Source organism: Jiangella endophytica, assembly GCF_003427025.1.
GTDB classification, from domain to species: Bacteria; Actinomycetota; Actinomycetes; order Jiangellales; family Jiangellaceae; genus Jiangella; species Jiangella endophytica.
Genome location: NZ_QVAI01000027.1, coordinates 35744 through 55234 on the forward strand (window position 1 = coordinate 35744; position 19491 = coordinate 55234).

A 19491-nucleotide genomic window follows, 5' to 3' on the forward strand; every position below is an offset into this window, starting at 1 on the left:
CCACGGTGCACGCAGTGCGAACCTACCGGTGTTCGGAATGCGATTCAATATCTGGTCGCATTGTTCGTAATGCTGAACTCACTCGATCCGGAATCGCAAGGTCGCGAGTTCGAACGGTCGCAACTCCAGGCGCAGGGCATCGCGCTCGATCGCGAGCTCCGGCGCGTCGAGCGGGCGCTCGAGAGCATCCGTCGCGTGGCCGGCACGCGCCGGCACCTTCAGCTGCAATCGCGTCCGGGTATGTCTGCCGAGTGTCTCGCACAGGCGGACGACAAGGTCACCTGAGCGGTCGTCGGCGAGTTTGACCGCGGTGATCACGATCCCCCTGTCCGCGCAGGAGACGAGTTCGGCGGCCGCAGGCAGGGGCGCGATCGCCAGGGTCTCCAGTCGTTCCGCCTCAGCTCGCGCGTCACAGACGTCTGCCGCAGCGCGGATCGAGCAGGTGAGGATGTGCCGGCCCGCATCCGTGTGCGGATCGGGGAATCGCGGCGCCCGCAGGAGTGAAAGCCGTACCTGCACGCTACTTCCGCCGCCGCTGCGGGACTGACGGGAGACGTCGTGACCGTACACGGCGTCGCTGCATACGGCGATGCCCTGGCCCGCCGTTCCAACCCAGACGAACCCGTGGGCCGGGACCTCGAATCTGGCCCGGTCCCACGACGTGTTCCGGATCGTCGGGCGGTCGATGTGCCCGAACTGCGTCCCGAACGACGCCACTTCGGCCGCCTCGTCGAGCGCGATGGCGAGCTTGAGCAGGGTGCGCGTTTCCTGCCAGTCGACTTCCGTCCGGATCTCGAGTGCGTCACCGCCGTGCCGGAGGAGATAACGCTGTCGGAACCTCGATCGCCCGTGCGACCGAGTCACCTCGATACCGCATCCCTCGCCGTCGTCGATGCTCGCGATCGCGTCGACGGCGAGCAGGTCCGTACGCACTCGCGTGTAGTCCGAGTCGAGCTCCCAGGCGTCGTAGTCGCCCGGCGTGTCCGGATGCACCTGTAGCAGACCGGCGACACCGTCGGGCGGGACGAGCTCCCGATCGGTGACGAGGTCGCGTACCGAGGTGACCAGCCCTCGCTCGTCGACGACGACCACGAGCCGGTCATTGGCGAGGATGTGCAGACCGTCCGCTTCACGGATACTGGAACGGCTGGCGGCCGGCGGTGAACTCGCCGCGTCGTCGGGCAAGGCGGCGAGAGCGTGGGTGACGAGTGCGCCGGCACGCTCCTGCTCGCGCGCGTACTGTTCTCTCGCCTCCCGATGCACCCAGGCGATCGAGGTGCCGGGCAGTATGTCGTGAAACTGGAGTAGCAGAGTGGCCCGCCAAAGACGCTGCAGCTCGTCGTAGGGGTAAGCAGCCCCGACGCGGAGACTGGCCGCCGCGGAGGCGAGCTCGGCACGGGCCAGCAGACGTTCCATCCCGCGGTTGCCCACCTTCATTGCCCGCTGCGAGGTGTACGTGCCGCGGTGGTACTCGAGATAGAGCTCACCTACCCAGGTGGCGCCGGCCCGCTCTCCCTCGGCCTCGGCGGCCTCGAAGAAGGTCGCAGGCGTCGAGAACCGGACGCGCGGCAGGCCCTCCAGGCTTCGGGACCGGCGGCCTCTGGCCAGCATCTCCGGCGTCGGCCCCCCGCCGCCGTCGCCGTATCCAAATGGGACGAGCGTGTGCTGCAGGGCAGCGCGCGGGCGCAGCTGCCGTTCGGCACGGACGAGGTCCTCCGCTCGGAGATCGGTGTTGTAGATGTCGACCGACGGCAGGTGGGCGAGGAGGCGGCTGCCGTCGCGGCTCTCCCAGGTGAAGGTGCTCGCCGGGATCCGATTCGTGTCGTTCCAGGAGACCTTTTGGATGAGCGCACGACGCTTTCCGGCGGCCGCGGCGATCTGGGGGAACGCACCCGTGTATCCGAAGGAGTCTGGCAGCCACACCTCGTCCGTCTCGATCTCGAACCGATCGAGGAAGTAGCGCGTCCCCTCGACGAACTGGCGCACGAGGGACTCGCCCGATGGCAGGTTCGTGTCCGACTCCACCCACATGCCGCCGACCGGGAAGAACCGGCCTTCGCGGATCTTCTGCGCGACGCGCTCGAACAGCTCGGGCGCGTCGGCCTCGAGCCAGGCGAACTGCTGCGCCGAGGTGGCGACGAAGGTGAGATCGGGGTCGTCGTCCATGAGGGCGACGACATTGGCGAACGTCCTGACGACCTTGCGTCGGGTCTCTCGGAGCGGCCACAGCCAGGCGCTGTCGATGTGCGCGTGGCCGACGGCATGCAGGATCGCGGAACTAGCCGTCGCGCTGGCGGCAAGTACTGGCTCGAGCACCCGCCGCGCGGCCGGTGCGCACCCGACCGGGTCGCGGGGGTCGACGAGATCGAGCATGTCCCGGAGTGCCGCGCAAATGCGGGCGTGCCGGCGAGAATCGTCCGCGACCACGCGCAGGATTCCTTCGAGCACCTCGACGTCGGCGATCAGCTCCGTCAGCGTCGGCTCGATCGGGCGCCACAAGACGCCGCCGAACCGGTACAGCGACTCGGAAGGGGCAGTCAGCCGATCCCCGAGAGGAGTGGCTGAGTTGTTGAGCCCCGAAGTGCCGGTGCCGTCGGCGGCGAAGAGGAGGTTCGGGTTCGCGGACGCCTCGAGGTAGATCGGGCCGGGTGGGTCCTTCTTCGCCACGAGTCGGATGCGGGCGTTCATGGGCTCGACGGCCTTGAGGATCCGTCCTCGGTCGTCCCATGCGGTCGCCTCGCTCTGGAACCCCGGCCGGTCATGGTCGAAGCCGAGATCGACGACGAGCTCGGTCGGCGACGATCCGTCCCCCTCGCCGAGGTCCAGGCGGAACCACGCGGTGCCCCACGGCCGGCCCCACGCCTCGCCCTTCTCGATCGGCAAGAAGTCCTGTGACACGGCGACCCGCCAGCTCACGGGCTCGCCCGCTGTCTCCCACATCGACACGGGGACGCGGAGCGCCGATGCGTTCATCGCTGGCCGGAGGGTCTCCTCCACCAGCCGCCGGACCCGGCGCAGCAGGGCGGCGACGCCGTCGGGATCAGTCACGATGGCCGGCGTTCACGAGGTCCCCGGGTTCGAGCACCATGACCTGGCTGAGGTCGTCGACGATGCGCTCCACGTCGAAGGAAGGATCCGCGGTGGCCGAGTCCTGCGGCGTTCGGGTGCTTGGGGCGACTGGAGCAGTAGGCGTTGCCCGAGGAACTCGAGGTCGAGGTCCGCGCAGTGTGGGCGGAGCTCGAAGAGGCGGTCGCCGCCGAGCCGCGCGACCGGGATCTCATCGCACGGCGCGCCGAGCCGGTACAGCTGCATGTCAGCTCCTTCAGCGGTGGGGCCGGGACGCCTCGGCTTCCCGGCCCCACCTTCAGACGTTCTGCTACCTGGTCGCCCAGTCCTCGGTCCATCCGCCGTCCTCTGCGAGCTCGAACGAGTTCTCGACCCAAGAGGACTGCAACTCGGCAAGCTGGTCCTCGAGCGACTTCGAACCCGTCAGATAGCCGGTGTAGACGGCTTGGCCGGCGAGGGCCTTCGGGATGAGAGCGCGCGCGGGAACGCGCGGCGCCTCGAACCACGATCCGGTCATCAGCCCCTCCAGACCCGGAGCCGGGGTGGCATCTGCGAGCGCCGGGATTCCGCCCGTGCCGTCGAGCCATGGCTGCACCCGCTCGGGCGCCGACACGAACTGGAGGAACTTGACGGCCGCGTCGAGCTGCTCGGCTTCGGTCGTCGCGGGGATCATGTAGCTCGTCCCACCGACGTTCGCGCCGGACTGCGCCTCACGGTCGGTCGAGAGCGGCGAGTCGTCCTTCGTGATCGTCGGGAACGGCATGGTGCCGTACTCCCAGTCCACGTCGGCGAGGTTGCTGGCCGCGAAGTTCGAGCCGAACGCCATGGCCGCTTCGCCGCCGACGAGGTCCTCGCCACCGGTGAATGCGCCGGTGCTGGTGACTCCAGACCAGTTCGGTGTGCCGCACTCGTCGAAGACGGTCTTCATCAAGCGCATGGTCTCAGCGATTTCCGGCGTACTCGTCGCGTCGAGCGCGCCGGTCAGCACGGCGTGAGCGAAGCCCTTCGCGCCGATCTGCGCCGAGGTGCCAGGTGTGCCGTCCGGGGCGAAAACGTTCCACTCGTCGAAGTACCTGTCCTGCAGCTGTGACCGAATCGGCGCGTACACGGAGTTCTGCGCTCCGTAGCTGTTGTCAAGGGCGAGTGGGACGTAGCCTGCGTCCTTCAGATCGCCGCAGGCCTCGATGAATTCGCCGAAGGTCGCGGGCGGCTCGTCGACGCCGGCCTCCGCGAAGGCGTCGGCGTTGAAGTAGAGGCCGCTGATGAAGAGGTTGAACGGGATGAACTCGTAGTTTCCTGCGGCGTTCCTCGCGTTCGTGGCGGTGGGTCCGAAGTAGTCGGGTTTGAACACGTCCACCCACTGTTCGTTGCCCTCGACGTACGGGTTCGGCTGCTCCAGGTACCCGTCGAGCGCCACCACCTGGTCGGGCGTGTGGGGGGCTTGGTTGAAGATCAGCTCCGGGGCGGTGCCTGCCGAGAGCTGAGTGGAGAGGGTCGTCGCGAACTCGGCAAGAGGCAGCACGACCGTCTCGACCTGGATGTTCGGCTCGGCCTCTTCGAACGCCGCGATCAGCTCCTCCCACTCCGGGCCGAACGAGCTCGGGTCGCTGCTCCACTGATTCGGGCCGGCGAGCGTGATGGTCACGGCGTCCCCGGACGCCTCATCCGCTCCGGTGCAGGCGCTGAGGCCGACGGCGCCGAGCGCGGCCACTGTCAGCAGGACACCGAGGCGCAGGGATCTAGTGGTACTCATGCCGGACTCCTTTGATCGGTATGTTGAGTGCCGTATTGGGGCCAAGGGCTGAACGTGGTCAGTGCGATCCCGGCAGGCCCCCCTGGACGCCTGCGAGGAAGTATCTCGAGAAAAAGGTGAACAACAGCAGGAGCGGCAGGCTCGCCAACATGTACCCGGCGAACATGGCCCCGAAGTCGGTGCCGCTCTGACCCTGGAAGAAGAGCAGCCCGACGGAGATTGTCTTCAAGCTGTTCTCCGTGATCGTCAGCAACGGCCAGAAGAAGTCGTTCCAGATCGCGATGAGGTTGATAAGCGCGACCGTGCCGATCACGGGAAACGAGAGCGGAAGCATGATCGAGAAGAACAACCGGCCTTGCCCCGCACCGTCGACGCGGGCAGCGTCGAAGAGCTCCTGGGGGATGCCCTCGATGAAGGTCTTCATGAGGACCGTGCCGAGCACGAGGCCGCCGGCGACGTAGGGGATCACGAGCACGGGGAAGGTGTTCAGCATTCCCAGGTCGCGGGCGAGCGCGAATCGCGGGATGAGGGCGGCGATGTTCGGGACCATCAGCAGGGCCACGACCATGAGGAAGAAGAACTGCCGGCCAGGGAACGTGAACCGGGCGAGGACGTAGCCGCTCAGCAGGCTGAGGAAGATGATCGCGACGACGGAGACGGCCGCCACAAGAAAGGTCATGAATAGATATGGCGCCACCTGCTCGAACGCCTTGCCGTAGTTGTCGAGGGCGAGCGGCCAGGCCGGCAGCCAGTACTGCTCCGCGAACTGCTCCTTCGACTTGAACGAGGTGAGCAGCATGAAGAGGTACGGGAAGAACGCGACGATCACCAGCGCCGTCAGCGCGACCATGATGCCGACCTGGGGCCGGTTGCGGCCCTTCTGAGCGGTGTGCGCCGTGCCGGTGCTCTGCTCCGGATCCCGCGGGTCGAGGGGCTCGGCGGGAATCACCGGGTGCTCTGCATGGAAGGTCATCGGCGTCCTCGCACGTTCGAGATGGAGCTCCGCCTGCCGACGAGGGCCGCGATCGCGCTGAAAGCCAGGGTCAGGAGGAAGAGCGTCGTAGAGAGGGCAGCGGCGAATCCCCAGTCCTGCCCCTGAAACGCCACGTTGAGCATTCGGAGCACAGGCACCATGGTTGCGTTGTCGGGCCCACCGGCAGTGAGGAGATAGGCGACGAAGCCGTACTGCAGCGTGTTGATGATCGTGAGGACGAACAGGAGCCGAACTTGGGTCGCCATGAGGGGCAGGTCAATGTGCCAGAACCTGCGTAGGCGTCCGACACCGTCGATCCCCGCCGCCTCGAAGATCTCCTTCGGCACGTTCTGCAGAGTCGAGTAGAAGACAAGGAACTGCAAGCCTGCGACGAACGGGAATCCGACGAAAAGCAGGGCGATGAGCGCTATAGACGGGTCGCCGAGCCAGTTCTGCGCGAGGTTGCCGAGCCCGATCGTGGTCAACATGGTGTTGATGACGCCGTCGTTCGGGTGGTACATGAAGGACCACACAAGTGCCGTCACGACGCCGGGGAAGGCCATCGGTGCGATGAGCAGGGTCCGGTACACGAACGCGGCCCGCTCATTGCGTAGGCTGATGAGTAGCTCCGCACCGAGTAATGGGAACACCCAGGATGCGATGGCGAAGAGGAAAATGGCGCCGAGCACCCGGAACGACTGCCACCAGATGTGGTCGCCCATCATCCGCGAATAGTTGTCCAGGCCGATGAACGGTGAGTCCCCGCCGGGGTTCCAGTCGAAGAACGAGTACCAGATCCCACTGAGGGCGGGGTAGTACTCGACGACGCCGAGCACGAGCGCGAGGGGAAGCAGCGCGAGGTACAGCGGTGCGACAGATCGCCAGCGCGGGCGACGCCGGAGCTGTGTCTCCTCTGTGCTCCCGACCCCTGCGACGTTGCTGGTCACTGGCACCTTCCTCTCGCCTCTTCGCGGTCTCGGCTCGCCCCGTGCGGATGTGGGTTGCAGGAGCGAGTGTAACATCTGTTCAGCAGTGTAAAAGACAGTTCAGCATGTCGAACAGATGGGGATGGGAATGCGAGCATTGGTGCTCCAGGACTTCGGCCGGATCGGTGTCGAGGAACGGCCACAACCAACCGCGGGCGAGGGCGAGGTGCTCATCCGTACGATCGCCACGGGCATCTGCGGGTCGGACGTGCACGGCTACACCGGGCAGAACGGCCGCCGTCACGTCGGTCAGGTCATGGGCCACGAGACCGTCGGCGTCGTCGTCGGGCAGGGACCGGGAACTGACGGGACCGCCGCGGTCGGCAGCGTCGTCACGGTGAACCCGCAGTTGCGGCCCGGACCAGGTGGCGGCGCGCGCGTCCTCGGTGTCAATCCTGAGATCTCGAGCGCATTCGCGGAGTACTTCGTCATGCCTGCCGAGAACGTCGTTCCGCTCCCGGTGGGCATGCGAGTCGAACACGGTGCCCTCGTCGAGCCCCTAGCGGTCGGCTACCACGCCGCCATTCGCGGCGAGGTCGCACCCGGTCAGCGCGTCCTCGTGCTGGGGGCAGGCCCCATCGGCCTGGCCTGCGTCATCGCCGCCCGGCGACTCGGGGCCGGCGACATCCTCGTCAGCGAACCCGTTCCCGAACGGCGCCGCCGGGCGGCGCGCCTTGGCGCGGTCGTGATCGACCCCTTTCAGGAGGACGTCGCCGCGTTCTGCGCGCGAACGGGCGCGGTCGACGTCGCGATCGACGCCGTCGGACGCTCGGAGACGATCGACGCCGCCCTCACTTCGGTGCGCGCCGGCGGCAGGGTCTCGCTCGTGGGCATGGCGTCGCCCATCGTGGAAATTCCGGCGTACTCCATCTCCGTCTCCGAGCGACGGGTCGTCGGCTCCTTCTGCTACACCCCCGAAGAGTTCCGCGAGACCGCGGCCTGGGCGAGCGGCGAGCCAGCTCTCCTCGACCAGCTGATCGACGGCCGTGTCACGTTTGACGAGGCCGACGCCGCGTTCTCCGCGCTCGCGCAGGATGATGCCTCGGCCTCGAAAGTGCTTGTCTACGCCGAGGCGATTCCCGCTTAGCCACGCCCGATGACGGCGTGCCCAGCCCCGAGGCGCCGGGAGACCTCTGCGGCGGCCTGCAGCAGCGAGCTCCGTGCCTGCTCTGCCTCCGCGTCGAACCGGTCGACCGGGAAGCTGACCGACATCGCGCCGACGACAGCCTCCTCGTCGTCCCGAATCGGAACCGCGACGCACCGGATCCCAGGGACATACTCGCCGTGATCCTCCGCCCAGCCCTGGCTCCGGACACGGTCGAGCTGCTGCTGCAGCTCATCGACCGTCGAGACCGTCGATGTCGTGAAGACGTCCAGGGCGTCCTCGGCGTAGAGCGCATGGATCTCCGCTGCGCTCAGGCCGCTCAGCAGCGCCTTGCCGAGACCGGTCGCATGAGCGGGCAACCGCGCCCCGACCGGCTGGTCAAAGATCAGCGGATGGGGTCCCGGGCTCTTCGCCACGCAGAGATTGTCCTGATCGACGAGAACCGAGAGCCGAACCGTCTCCCCGAGCAGATCCCGCAGCGAGTCCATCACCGGCTGAGCCCGCTGCGTGAGCGGCTTCAGCGTCAAGTAGGCGTGCCCGATCTCCCAGGCGCGGACGCCGAGGCTGAACTCGCGAGTGCGCGGATCACGCTCAAGCCACCCAGTACGGGTCAGGCTCGCCAGGAGGTTGTGCGCGGTCGACTTCGGCAATTGCAGCTTCTCTGCGATGTCGGTCAGCCGCAGCCGGCCACCGGAGGCGGCGGCGAGGGCGAGCACACTGAGCGCCCGCTCGACCGCTCGACCGCCGGACCCGGCATCCCGAGCGGACTTTTCCGAATGAAGACCCGCTTGTTCCATATTCCGAACTTTACCCCGTGGCGTCGTAGTCTCGCCATTGACTCGAGGAGGCCCCATCATGCCCACCATCACCGCCGTAGAGACGCGGGTCGCCCCCTTCTCGTCGGCAACGTGGCTCGACGAGGAGCGCATCGCGACGCCCCTCTCGTGGTATCCGCGTTTCGCCGAACGGCGGAGCAGCTGGCGCGGTCCCGGCGCGGACGTCGTCTGGGTGCTCTTGCGCGCGGGCGACGAGCTCTTCGGGATCGGGCAGAGCCGTGGCGGCGCCGTCACCGAGTCGGCGATCCGCGCACATCTCGCGCCCCTCCTCATCGGCCAGGACGCGGCCGGAGTGGTCGAGCTCACAGATCAGCTCCGGCGGGCTCTGGCCCCGTATGCGGGCGGTCTCTTCGGCGCGATGGCCGTCTCCGCCGTCGAGCTCGCCCTCTGGGACCTCGGCGCTCGCGCTCTCGGCGCGCCGCTCCATCGCATCCTCGGCGGCCACGGACGTCCGCTGCCGCACTATCTCACCATCGGCTCTGCGGAGCTCTTTGGTGATGCAGCCGCCTTCGTCGAACGCGCCGGCGGCGTCGAGGTCGTCAAGGTGCCGATGGCGTACGGGCCGGCCGACGGCCGCACCTCGCTGCGCCGCAATGTCGACCGGGTCGAGCGCCTGAGAGCCCTACTGCCGACCGCGGTCGGCATCGCTGTCGACTGCTTCTCGTCGTGGAATCCGCCCTACGCAGTCGAGTTCGCCCGCGCATGCGAGGGGCTCGGTCTCGCCTGGATCGAGGAGCCGTTCGCCGCTGACGAGGTCACCGGGTACATGCGGCTGCGCGACGGCCTCGCCGGAACGGTCCGAGTCGCCACCGGCGAGCATCTCGCCGGCGTCCGGACCGCCGAGGAGCTGATCGCACGCGAAGCGATCGACGTCATTCAGACGGACGTCACGTGGTGCGGCGGACTCGGCGTCGCCCGGACGATCGCCGCCCTCGCCGCCGAGCACGGGGTGCGATTCGTCCCGCACGCCTCCGCGCTCCAGCCCTGGGCCCTGCATCTACTCTCGGCCTGCGCTCCCGAATCGATGGCGGAGACGCTTGTTCTCGACATCGCGGCCGACGTCGGCGCCCCCGCCGCGCCGGGCGCTGTCGGCGTCGGACTGTCGCCGGAGGACGCTGGATTCGGGAGCCGGGCATGACCATCCGCATCGGATTCGTCGGAGCGGGATGGTGGTCAGCCACCGTCCATGCACCCGCAGTGGCGGCATCCCCCGACGCGGAGGTCGCGGGCATCATGGATCCGGACCGCGACCGCGCCGACACATTCGGCCGCCGATTCGGCTGCCCAGTGCACCCGGACCTCGACGCGCTCGTGGCCGACGGGTCGATCGACGGCGTGGTCGTCGCCACCCCGCATGCGACCCACGCGGATCTCAGCTTGTCGGCCGTGGATCGCGGCGTCGGCGTCCTCGTCGAAAAGCCGATGGCGCTGCGTGCGGCCGATGCGATCATCCTGCGCGACCTGGCGGCGCAGCGACGCGTACCGATCGTCGTGAGCCATCCGTATCTCTTTCACCCATACGCGCGGCTCGTGCGATCGCTCCTCTCCGAGGGCCGGATCGGCAAGGTCGTCAGCGCCACCGGTGCTTTCGATAGCGCGGTCGCGCACCTCATCCGGGGCGACGACGCCTCGGCGCCACCACGAGATCACCAGGGCTTCGTCCCACTCAGGTCGACCTACGCGAACCCCGCCCTTTCGGGCGGCGGTCAGGGGCAGACGCAGCTCGGCCACCTCGTCTCCCTCCTCGTTGCCGAGCTCGACCAGCCGCTCACCCGGGTGAGCGCCAACATGTACTGGGAGCAGCCGCCGATGGACCTCGCCGTCGGCGCCAACGCCTCGACGCCGGCAGGCACCACGATCGTCCTCTCCTCGGCCGGCACGATCCGTGATTGGGACGACCGGACAGCCTGGCTGCGCTACACAGGCACGGACGGATGGATCCTGCATGATGCGCTGCACGGCCGCGTCACCGCGTCTGCAGGAGTCCTCGCCGGGATCGAACTGGATACGTCGATGCGCGCCTACCCGTCCGACGCGCCCGTCCTCGCTCTCATCGACCTCTTGCGCGGCGAGCGGCTCGAGGGACACCTCGCTAACGCCGCCAACGGCGTCGAGACCGTCGCCTTCGTGGAGGCGTGCTACCGCTCAGCACTCGAGCTCAACGACCTCGGCGTATGAGCCGCGCGGCGTTCGAGCCGGTCACCGATATGCGCTCGGTGGGACTGAAGGGCTCGAGCAACTGCGCACGCAACTGCAGCGCCTCGTCAGCCGTGACGTACTTGCCGTCGACGGGGGCGTCGGATCCCCAGACCAGCCGCTCCACGCCGAAGACCTCGGCCAGCCTGGCCGCGACGTCCCGCACGCCGGAGGGTTCGGCGAGGATACGTGGATCGAGGTAGTGGGCCCCCGATAGTTTCACGGCGATGTTCGCGGTCTCGGCGAGCGGTTCGAGCCCGTCGAGCTCCTCGGCCATCGTGACCCCGGCGAGATGATGGAGGACGAACGGCAGATCCGGCACCGCTTGCGCCGCGGCAGCGAGCGTCCGGTGCCAGGCCGGGGTGAGCGCGAGATTCAGCACGAGGTCGCGGCGCTCGAGCTCTCGTAGCCACGCGATTCCCTCGCCGCCGGCGAGCCAACCGTCGACCTCGGCTGCGAGGTAGTGGACGACCCCTGACGCCAGAGGGAACCGCTCGACGAGCCTCGCCAGGCGATCGCATGCGCCGGTCGCGTGATACGACGGCGCCCATCGACTGTCGACGTCGACGAAGAGCCGGACGCGTGCGGGCGCCAGCACCCTCGCCGCCTCCGCGTACTCGTTGTTCGGCGTGGGGGTCCGGCCGCCCGGCACTTCGGCTGCGATGAGCCAGCACGACTCGATTCCTTCGTCGTCCAGGCGGCGGAGAAGCCGAGGCGCCGACGCGTCGTCTCGACCGTCGCGGCGAGAAATCGGGTACGGCCACTCCGGCCAGGCGTGCACGTGCGCGTCGATCATGGCGACAGCACTACCAGATGAACTCGACGGTGCCCGTGACGCCGTCCACGGCGAGCCCATGACGGGTGGGCTCGAGGCGATCCCGCTCGAGTTCCTCGCCGTTCACGCGTACCTCGACGCGGTCGTCGTCGAGCGCCCGCTTCGGCGGATGCACCTCGATACGAGCGTCGACCACGGGCGAGACGGACAGCACCCGCCGCACGTGCGGGTTCAGTCGTGTGCTGATCGGATGCCCCTCCTTGCAGGCGACGGGGCCTGCGGCCGTCTGCTCCAGGTACACGCGTACTTCCCGGCGAAAAGAGCTGTCCAACTGGTAGGTCGCGAGCCCATCGTTGATCTGGGCCGTCTGACCGACGGCAATGGGAGCTCCTTCGGGGAGGCGCAGGGAGAGCGACGCGGTCGTGTCCTGCTCGTAGCCGGCGAGCCACAGCGCGTTGTCTGACCGCGATGCGGTGAACTGCACCGTCCGCGCCGGCTCCCGGTAGATGGTCCGGTCGTGAAACACCACGGACTCCGGCGTACGGGCGTGCCGTACGACAATTCGGAAGTCTTCGAGAAGGGTGCGGACGAGGATCGCCGGGTCGACGTAGGTGTCGGGGAGCCGCTGTGGGAGATCGCTCGTGCCGTGCTCGTCGATAGGAAGGGAGCCCCGCAGCCAGGCTGCTCGTCCGCCGGCCCAGTCTGCGTCGCTCCTTGTGACGGCGAAGGTCCGTTCGTCCCCGCCTATGCGGAGGCTCGCGACAACGCCCGCGCTCGGACCGGCGAGCTCGCCACTTCCCCCGGCCGAGCACGCCTCGCTCAGCCGAATCGTTCCCCACGGACCCGCGGGGTGTTCCTCGACCGGCCGGGTGATCGTGATCGCAGCATCTCCCGCGAGCGCCGGGACCTCGCGCAGGTCCAGCAGAGTGCGTACAGCCTCGTCTGCCGGCGCTCCGTAGAAGAGGACTCGTCCGCCCGTCCGCACGTACCCCGCAAGGGCCTCGGCCAGCGACGCTCCGATGGTCGCCGCGCAGGCGATGAGCACGGTGTCGTCAAGTCGTCCGGGGTCGGAGCGGAGGATCGCGGCGAGCTCGCCGGAGGCCACGACGCTGCTGACGGGAAGGCCCAGGGTGATCGCGTTCGCGAGGAACCAGTCCTGGAAGAACGCTGCGGGCGCCGCCGACGGGTCCGACCCGATCCGAGCCGAGAGCTCGTCGAAGGGGTAGACCCAGCAGAGCGGACCGGGCCGATCTGGCGCCGTGTCGATCGCCTCGAGCAGATGAGGCACGATCTCCCTCGCGGCACGGCCGTCGAGGGTCCCGTGCTCCGTGTCGACGCTGAGGATCTCCACGAGCGTAGCGCGGCGCATCGTTCCGTCCCTGCGCAGTGCGGCGACGGACATCGGCATGAAGATGTCGTACGGTTCGCGGCCGTAGCAGTCTCGCCACGGGTTCTGCCAGAACCACGGGTCATTGGCATAGAAGCGGAAGGGGAAATCGTCGGCTGGCGCTGAGGCGGCGCGGCTCATCGCGCCGGCAAGCTCCACCCCGAAGTTCCGGTTGAGTGCTCCCCACGGCGAGTTCGGTGCTGGCCAGCGAAGATGACCTCGTCGGTAGAGCTCACGAAGCGGCAGGAGGTCCTTGGCAAGCTCGACGCCGACCGGGAAGTTCGTGCCGCGAGCCTCCAGCGGGATCCGGCACGCCGCCGCGAAATCGCTCCAGAACGAGAGGGCGAACGTTCCCGCCTCGCGAGCGTCGACGCCGCCGAAGGCACGACCGTCGAAGTTGATGCCGCGATACGACCACGGATGGAACGAGAACCCGAACCCGTTGGAGAGCCACAGGTAGTCGAACCCGACGGCGGGAAAGTACTTCGCGCACTGTGCGCCGAGAAATGAGCCGAAGCTCAGCCCCTGCGGAATGCCGGCGGGGAAGGCCGCGTAGCTACGGTCGTCGGCGTCGAGCCGCGACCAGCTGCACGTGACCCGGTAGTGGGTGCGGACCGGCGCATCCCCGAGGTCGAGGGGCGACTCGCCGGATTCCGGGTGACGCTCGAACTTGAACGACGAGGGCACGAATTCCGGTCCGGGGTCGAAGGCCGTGCCGATCGTCGCCTCCTCCGTGTGACGCGTCGCCGCCGATCTGAGTGCGGACACGATCTGACGGAGCCGGCGGTAACTCATCGGGCCGGTGTCGACGCGGTACGGACGAGCGCTCATCGGCGCATCTGCTGCGAGGCCGAACTGCTCGGGATTCGAGAACCCGATGAACCGTGCCCACTCGAACGTCTCATCAAGATCGCCCGACCAGTCCAGGATCTCGCTCCCGTCGCCGACCCACACCAGGATCGCCACGCCGTTCGCCCCGGCGACGAGGTCGTCCCACTGACGGAAGAGCTCCTCGGCGACCTCCTCGTCCGGACGCCCGGTCTCGAACGGTTTGAGGGTCGTCTCCAGCGTGACCCGCTTCAGTCTGGAAATCTTGCCCCCGCCTGGTCGATCGGATGGTGTTCGCGCGGTCACGACGCCAGCTCGATTCTGACGTGGGCGAGTTCACGAGAGCTCGTACCCACGCCGACGAGGTACGCGCCGGGACGGACCATCCACCGCGACAGTTCGGCGTCCCAGGCCTCGAGTTCACGCACGCCGAGGCGGAACTCCAGGTCCGCCGACTCCGCCGGTTCCAGGTGCACTTTCTCGAACGCCCTCAACTGCCGCACCGGACGATCCGGGTTCTCCGCGGCGTACGCGAGATAGACCTGGACGACCTCGGCGCCAGCCGTGGTTCCGACGTTGCGGATCGTCGTCGCAACGCGGACGTCCGGCACCCCGAGCGTCTCCGTCGCCTTGGTGACCTGGGGCGGTGTGAGCTCGAACCGGGTGTAGCTGAGCCCGTGGCCGAACGGGAACGTCGGCTCGATGCCGTGAGCGTCCACGAAGCGGTAGCCGACGAGGAGATCTTCGGCGAACACCGAGCGATGATCGCTGCCGGGGTAGCCCGCGAGCGCCGGATACGCGCTCGCCTCCGCCATCGTGTCCGGAAGCTTCCCGGAAGGATTGACGTCCCCGAACAGGATCCTCGCCACCGCCCGGCCCCCCTCCTGCCCCGGATACCAGGCTTCGAGCACCGCTGGGGCCTTCGTCAGCCACGGCAGCTCGAGTGGTCCGCCATTGAAGAGCACGACGGCGAGGTTCGCATTCGCCTCGGCAACGGTCTCGATGAGCCGCTCCTGGATCTCGGGAAGTCGGAGGGATTCGCGGTCTCTGGATCCTCCCTCGAGCTGGTTCGAGAGTCCGACGCAGACGATCACGGCATCGGCCCGCGAGGCGGCGGCGCGCAGCTCGGAGTCCGCGTCCCTCCCAGGCGGCTCCCACTCGAAGCGGAAGGCGCCGGCCGATCCCGTCTTGCGGTAGCGGAGCGAGAGCTCGTATCGGACGCCGGCGACAAGTTCCACCACGCCTTGATCGAGATGATCGCGGTAGTCCGCTTCGAAGCCCTGCGTCGCGAGCGCCGCCTCCGAGATCCGGCCCAGTCGGCACGTTCCGAGCTCGGCTTCGGCGACCCCGTGGCTCGCGCTGAGGCCGATCCGGTAAGCGCCCGTCACCTGCGGCACGAGCAATGCGCGGATCTCCGCCGTGAAGCCGCTCTGCGCGATCCCGTCGGCAGGCGAGGCCCAGCCCCACGCCAGGTCCGTCGTCGGCTCGACCGCCCATTCCGTCGTGACGGCACCTGACCGGTCCCGATACCTCACCCGCACGCCCGGTCGTAGCACGCCGTCCTCGCCCAGGTGCCGAAGCGCAGACGTCGGCGGGACCATGGCCCCGGTGAGACCGGTGCCCTCGAGGAACTCGACTTCGGCTATCCCGTTCAGAGCTTCCCGTATCCCGTCGAGCGGGCTGATGGTGTACGGAGGAGTGACGGAGGCACTCCCGCCGCCACCCAATCGGGCGGCGGCGGCGTTCGGGCCGACGACGAGGACACGCCGGAGGGCGTCCCGCTGGAAGGGGAGGGTGGAGGCCTCGTTGCGCAGCAGCACGATCGACTCTTCGGCGACGCGCAATGCCAGTGCCCGATTTCGCGCAGAGTCGACCATGGGCTCCTGATCAGGGTCCTCGCGTCGGGCCGAGGTCCGCTGGTGCAGGCGGAGCATGCGCCTCGCCGAGTCGTCGAGCGCCGCCTCGCTGACAAGTCCGCGCTCGGCGGCTGCCAGCACCGATCCCGGGTCCAGCCAGTCGCCGGGGCCCGGCATCTCGACGTCGAGGCCCGAGGTCAGTGCCCGCGGGCTGTGGACGGCTCGCCAGTCCGAGACGATCACGCCCGGGAAGCCCCACTCACCCTTGACGATCCCCTCGAGCAGCCACGCGTCCTCGGAGGGATGGTTGCCGTTGATCCGGTTGTAGGACGTCATCACGGCGACCGGGTCGGCGTACTCGACGGCGAGCTGGAACTGGCGTAGGTACAGCTCCCGAAGTGCGGTTTCCGAGACCTCTGAGGAGATCGACTCTTGGTCGGCTTGCTGGCTGTTGGCGGCGATCGCCTTGATGCAGGCGCCGACCCCTTCCGACTGAATGCCGCGCACGACTGCCGCACCGAGCAAGCCGGCGAGCCATGGGTCTTCCGAGAAGGTCTCGAAGCTGCGTCCGTTCAGCGGCACCCGGTGCAAGTTGAGCTTCGGGCCGAGGACCACGGCGACGCCCAGTCCGCTCGCCTCCCGTCCGATCGCGGCTCCCGCCGCTTCCAACAGGCGGGGGTTCCACGTCGAGGCCATGCCAACCCCCGTCGGGAAGCTCGTCGCAGTCGTCGATCGTTCGCCCATGATCGTGATGCCGTGCCCGCAGTCTGCGACGCGGACCGGAGCGATTCCGAGGCTCGGGACGCCGGGGAAGTGCCACGCGTCGGTTCCCGACCGCAGCGCCGCCTTCTCCGCCAGGTCGAGGCTTCCGAGCATCGCTTCCACGTCCGGTTCGGAAGCCGCAGCCGTGCACATATACGAACTGTACATCGAGATGTCGAACTCATGCGTCCATCACTAGCTCCCTGCGAGGGCTCAGCTGCTAGTCAAAGAGGTGACCAGGTCCGAGGACCACGGAGGTGCCGACCCTTCATCCGCGGGTCGGCCGCGACTTCAGCCGCGCCCAGGACTTCACCAGAGGGTGCATGGAGGCCATCGTTGCCCGAGCACCGGAAGCCGACGGGGCCACGTCGTGCTCATCCGCGAACGCATCGCGGTGGCTGAGGGCGCGATCGAGGAACCGCAAGGGTGATCGGCGTCCCTGTCGCGGCGGTGGTCAGTGCGATTCCGGCCGTCGCGCTCTTGATCAACAGTCACCTGATCGTCGTCCTGCTGATGGCTCGGCGGCGAAGTCCCTGGAGCGCCGATCGTCCTACCGCGACGCAGGCCCACGGCTCCCGGGCCCTTGGGCGACCGCAGGAGCAATCGGAAGGACCACGATGCGCCGGCGACCGGGCGGAGGCGCCTCCGGCCGACATCCCGGAGGCCGCCACCGAACTCGCTCGGCGAGGCAACGGAGGGCCGCACGGGTCACGCTGGTGTCTCCGCCGTCGCGTTGACGGTCGAGGTCGCGGTGACCGTGGTCGTCGCTGCCGTCACCGAGCCGCTGCTGCGCGGCCTCAGCGGTGACGGGGTGCCGCTCATCGGGGCGCGATGTCAACCCCGGTGCTCGGCCCTTGGCGCCGAGCCGGCGGCCGAGCTTGAACAGGAAGAGTTGGACGGCACCGGCGCGCATTGGCGAGGCGCTGGGGGTTCGGCAGGCAATCGTAGACATCGACTACGGCGTGATCGAGATCAGCACCAAGGCGGCGTTCCGGATGGTTCAGGGCGGCGTGCTCGACGAGTAGACGAAGACCGACGCCGGGCGGCGGGTTGTCGCCGTGCCCGGCCGCGTGATGGACCTCTGCGTGAGACGGACGCGCATGAGCTGGCTGGCCGATCCGCGGGACCTGCTGTTCCCGCGGAGTGGCGGCCTGTCGGCCAGGGAGATAACAGACCATCTGGCCGCGAGCAGCCCTCGATGACCCAGAACGTCTTCATGGGCCGCAGGGTGGCCTCTGCGGCTGCGGCAAACGCCCTCGAGCGGACGAAGTGCATCAGGGTCGTCAAGTGGTCGGGTGATCTCGCTGTGATGATCGACTTGCCGACTGACCTGCTGGTGCCCGCGGTAGGATTCGAACCTACGGCCTTCTGCTCCGGAGGCAGACGCTCTATCCCCTGAGCTACGCGGGCTCGGGCTTGAGAAGGGTATCAGCACCGGGCGGCGCCGAGCTAACCCGTTCCGCTCACGGCAGCGTGAGGATGCGCGGGCCGTTCTCGGTGATGGCGACGGTGTGCTCCACGTGCGCGCTGCGGCTGCCGTCGTCGGTCACGAGCGACCATCCGTCCTCGGCCATGTGGTAGCCGTCGTGGCCGCCGGCCATGAGGCTGGGCTCGATGGCGATGACCAGCCCCGGCCGCAGCCGCAGGCCGCGCCCGGGGGAGCCCTCGTTGGGCACGAAGGGCTCCTCGTGCATGGCCCGGCCGATGCCGTGGCCACCGAAGTCGTTCTGCATGCCGTAGCCCGCGGCCCGGCCGACGGCGGACATCGCGTGACCGACGTCACCGAGGTGGGCGCCCGGGACCGCGGCCGCGATGCCGGCGGCGAGGGTCCGCTCGGCGGTCTCGATCAGCGCGATGTCGGCGGCCGACGGCGTCCCGACGACGAAGCTGACGGCGCCGTCGGCGTGCCAGCCGTCGACGTGGGCGCCGCAGTCGACGCTGAGCAGGTCGCCGTCGCGCAGCCGGTACGACGTCGGCAGGCCGTGCAGCATGATCTCGTTCACGGACGTGCAGATGACGCCCGGATACGGCGTGGCGCCGAACCGCGGGTGGTAGCCCAGGAAGGACGAGCCGGCGCCGGCGCCGTCGATGACCTTGCGGGCCAGTTCGTCCAGCTCGGCCAGCGACACCCCGGGCGCGGCCTGCGTGCGCACCTCGGTGTGCACGGCCGCGACGACGCGGCCGGCGGCGCGCATCGCCTCGATCTCGGCGGGGCTCTTCAACTCGATCATGGGGCACCTTCGCGGTCCGGAGCCCTCCGGGCTCAGTCGGCGATAACTATACCGGTGAGGGCCTCGTCCGCTGGTCGCACGGGCCGGCCGTGCGAATCGCACGGTCCAGAGGTGACATCGCGCGGATACCGGCGTGCGCGGAACCGCCCGAGGCTCGAGACCATGACCACCACGCCTTCGCCCACGCTCCATCCCGCCCCCTGGTACACGCGGATCGCCGCGCGCTGGCCCACCGGGCTCGCCCTCGCCATGTCCACCCTCCTGGCCGGTGGCGCGGGCACCGACGACGGCACGCTGCTGTTCGCGGGGATCCTGCCGCTGCTGCCGTTGCTCTACCTGGTCGTCGCGACGCTGGAGCGGCGGCGCGCGACGTGGCCGCTGCTGGCGGCCGGGTTCGCGGTGGTCTTCGTGCTCCGCGGCCTCGACCTCATCTCGCCCGGCGTCGTGTTCTGGGCGGTCGCGCTGGTCGTGCTGGTCTGGAACACCGCCGGCGGGCGGGTGTGGCGGGACGCGAGACTGCGGGCCCAGGCCGTCGGCATGCTGGTCTTCGGCGGACTGGGCCTCGCCGGTCTGGTCCTCGACCCGGATGTGGGCCGCTATCTGGTCGCGGCCGGCTGGTTCCTCCACGGCGTCTGGGACGTCGTCCACCTGAGGCGGAACCTGGTGGTGGCGCGCTCCTTCGCCGAGTGGTGCGCCGTGGTCGACGTCGTGGTCGCCGTCGCCCTGGTGCTCCAGCT

Annotated in this window: 14 protein-coding genes, 1 tRNA gene and 1 pseudogene; 5 read left to right on the forward strand and 11 right to left on the reverse strand. The window is 68.8% G+C overall.

Annotation, left to right across the window (positions count from 1 at the left end; translation table 11 throughout):
• Positions 1 to 78: 78 nt before the first annotated feature.
• From DZA62_RS32640 to DZA62_RS32655, 5 genes and pseudogenes are all read right to left on the reverse strand, one after another.
• The gene (locus DZA62_RS32640; RefSeq protein WP_198664441.1) at positions 79 to 3048 is read right to left on the reverse strand and encodes an alpha-mannosidase; all 2970 of its coding nucleotides are present in this window, start codon (positions 3046 to 3048) and stop codon (positions 79 to 81) included.
• A gap of 4 nt (positions 3049 to 3052) precedes the next feature.
• Positions 3053 to 3154: pseudogene (locus tag DZA62_RS37750) on the reverse strand (fumarylacetoacetate hydrolase family protein); the annotation flags it as partial.
• A gap of 222 nt (positions 3155 to 3376) precedes the next feature.
• Positions 3377 to 4777 carry an ABC transporter substrate-binding protein gene (locus tag DZA62_RS32645; RefSeq protein ID WP_157988051.1) on the reverse strand — a complete coding sequence of 467 codons (1401 nt, stop codon included), beginning with the start codon at positions 4775 to 4777 and terminating at the stop codon, positions 3377 to 3379.
• A gap of 100 nt (positions 4778 to 4877) precedes the next feature.
• Entirely contained in the window at positions 4878 to 5792 is a 915-nt protein-coding gene (locus DZA62_RS32650; protein ID WP_198664442.1) for a carbohydrate ABC transporter permease, read from the reverse strand.
• Positions 5789 to 6739 (reverse strand): carbohydrate ABC transporter permease, encoded by a 951-nt coding sequence (locus DZA62_RS32655; protein ID WP_198664443.1) that lies wholly within the window; start codon positions 6737 to 6739, stop codon positions 5789 to 5791. Before DZA62_RS32655 ends, DZA62_RS32650 begins: the two co-directional genes overlap by 4 nt.
• 139 nt (positions 6740 to 6878) lie before the next feature.
• Here DZA62_RS32655 and DZA62_RS32660 point away from each other — a divergent pair, with 139 nt between their 5' ends.
• Positions 6879 to 7865 (forward strand): zinc-dependent alcohol dehydrogenase, encoded by a 987-nt coding sequence (locus DZA62_RS32660; RefSeq protein WP_198664444.1) that lies wholly within the window; start codon positions 6879 to 6881, stop codon positions 7863 to 7865.
• On the opposite strand, the gene DZA62_RS36085 is transcribed toward DZA62_RS32660, so the two are convergent.
• Complete coding sequence (locus tag DZA62_RS36085) at positions 7862 to 8680, reverse strand: IclR family transcriptional regulator (protein WP_198664445.1); 819 nt, start codon at positions 8678 to 8680, stop codon at positions 7862 to 7864. The two genes, DZA62_RS32660 and DZA62_RS36085, sit on opposite strands and share 4 nt — an antisense overlap.
• A gap of 58 nt (positions 8681 to 8738) precedes the next feature.
• Between DZA62_RS36085 and DZA62_RS32675 the strand changes: the two genes are divergently transcribed.
• The gene (locus DZA62_RS32675) at positions 8739 to 9857 is read left to right on the forward strand and encodes an enolase C-terminal domain-like protein (RefSeq protein ID WP_116953156.1); all 1119 of its coding nucleotides are present in this window, start codon (positions 8739 to 8741) and stop codon (positions 9855 to 9857) included.
• Positions 9854 to 10897 (forward strand): Gfo/Idh/MocA family protein, encoded by a 1044-nt coding sequence (locus DZA62_RS32680; protein WP_116953157.1) that lies wholly within the window; start codon positions 9854 to 9856, stop codon positions 10895 to 10897. Before DZA62_RS32675 ends, DZA62_RS32680 begins: the two co-directional genes overlap by 4 nt.
• On the opposite strand, the gene DZA62_RS32685 is transcribed toward DZA62_RS32680, so the two are convergent.
• Genes DZA62_RS32685 through DZA62_RS32695 form a run of 3 tightly spaced genes read right to left on the reverse strand, consistent with a single transcriptional unit; the run spans position 10878 to position 16676 of the window.
• A complete protein-coding gene (locus DZA62_RS32685; RefSeq protein ID WP_157988053.1) occupies positions 10878 to 11711 on the reverse strand; it encodes an amidohydrolase family protein in 834 nt (277 codons plus the stop codon). The two genes, DZA62_RS32680 and DZA62_RS32685, sit on opposite strands and share 20 nt — an antisense overlap.
• Before the next feature lie 10 nt (positions 11712 to 11721).
• Positions 11722 to 14211 (reverse strand): hypothetical protein, encoded by a 2490-nt coding sequence (locus DZA62_RS32690; RefSeq protein ID WP_116953159.1) that lies wholly within the window; start codon positions 14209 to 14211, stop codon positions 11722 to 11724.
• The gene (locus DZA62_RS32695) at positions 14208 to 16676 is read right to left on the reverse strand and encodes a glycoside hydrolase family 3 C-terminal domain-containing protein (protein ID WP_198664446.1); all 2469 of its coding nucleotides are present in this window, start codon (positions 16674 to 16676) and stop codon (positions 14208 to 14210) included. The genes DZA62_RS32690 and DZA62_RS32695 overlap by 4 nt, the downstream gene beginning before the upstream one ends.
• Positions 16677 to 17401: 725 nt before the next feature.
• On the opposite strand from DZA62_RS32695, the gene DZA62_RS36600 reads away from it, so the two are divergent.
• The gene (locus DZA62_RS36600) at positions 17402 to 17548 is read left to right on the forward strand and encodes a hypothetical protein (RefSeq protein WP_198664447.1); all 147 of its coding nucleotides are present in this window, start codon (positions 17402 to 17404) and stop codon (positions 17546 to 17548) included.
• A gap of 309 nt (positions 17549 to 17857) precedes the next feature.
• Here the strand turns inward: DZA62_RS36600 and DZA62_RS32700 are convergent.
• A tRNA-Arg gene (locus DZA62_RS32700) sits at positions 17858 to 17933 on the reverse strand.
• A 53-nt stretch (positions 17934 to 17986) separates the two neighbouring features.
• Entirely contained in the window at positions 17987 to 18754 is a 768-nt protein-coding gene (gene map / locus DZA62_RS32705) for a type I methionyl aminopeptidase (protein WP_116953161.1), read from the reverse strand.
• Positions 18755 to 18916: 162 nt separating this feature from the next.
• Between map and DZA62_RS32710 the strand changes: the two genes are divergently transcribed.
• A partial coding sequence (locus DZA62_RS32710; RefSeq protein ID WP_116953162.1) for a hypothetical protein occupies positions 18917 to 19491 on the forward strand: 575 nt, incomplete at its 3' end.

Excerpts from the sequence above, each read along its gene's own strand:
- DZA62_RS32650 (WP_198664442.1), bottom strand. The coding sequence starts at position 5,792 with ATGACCTTCCATGCAGAGCACCCGGTGATTCCCGCCGAGCCCCTCGAC.
- DZA62_RS36085 (WP_198664445.1), bottom strand. The coding sequence starts at position 8,680 with ATGGAACAAGCGGGTCTTCATTCGGAAAAGTCCGCTCGGGATGCCGGG.
- DZA62_RS32675 (WP_116953156.1), top strand. The coding sequence starts at position 8,739 with ATGCCCACCATCACCGCCGTAGAGACGCGGGTCGCCCCCTTCTCGTCG.
- DZA62_RS32680 (WP_116953157.1), top strand. The coding sequence starts at position 9,854 with ATGACCATCCGCATCGGATTCGTCGGAGCGGGATGGTGGTCAGCCACC.
- DZA62_RS32685 (WP_157988053.1), bottom strand. The coding sequence starts at position 11,711 with ATGATCGACGCGCACGTGCACGCCTGGCCGGAGTGGCCGTACCCGATT.
- DZA62_RS32695 (WP_198664446.1), bottom strand. The coding sequence starts at position 16,676 with ATGTGCACGGCTGCGGCTTCCGAACCGGACGTGGAAGCGATGCTCGGA.
- map (WP_116953161.1), bottom strand. The coding sequence starts at position 18,754 with ATGATCGAGTTGAAGAGCCCCGCCGAGATCGAGGCGATGCGCGCCGCC.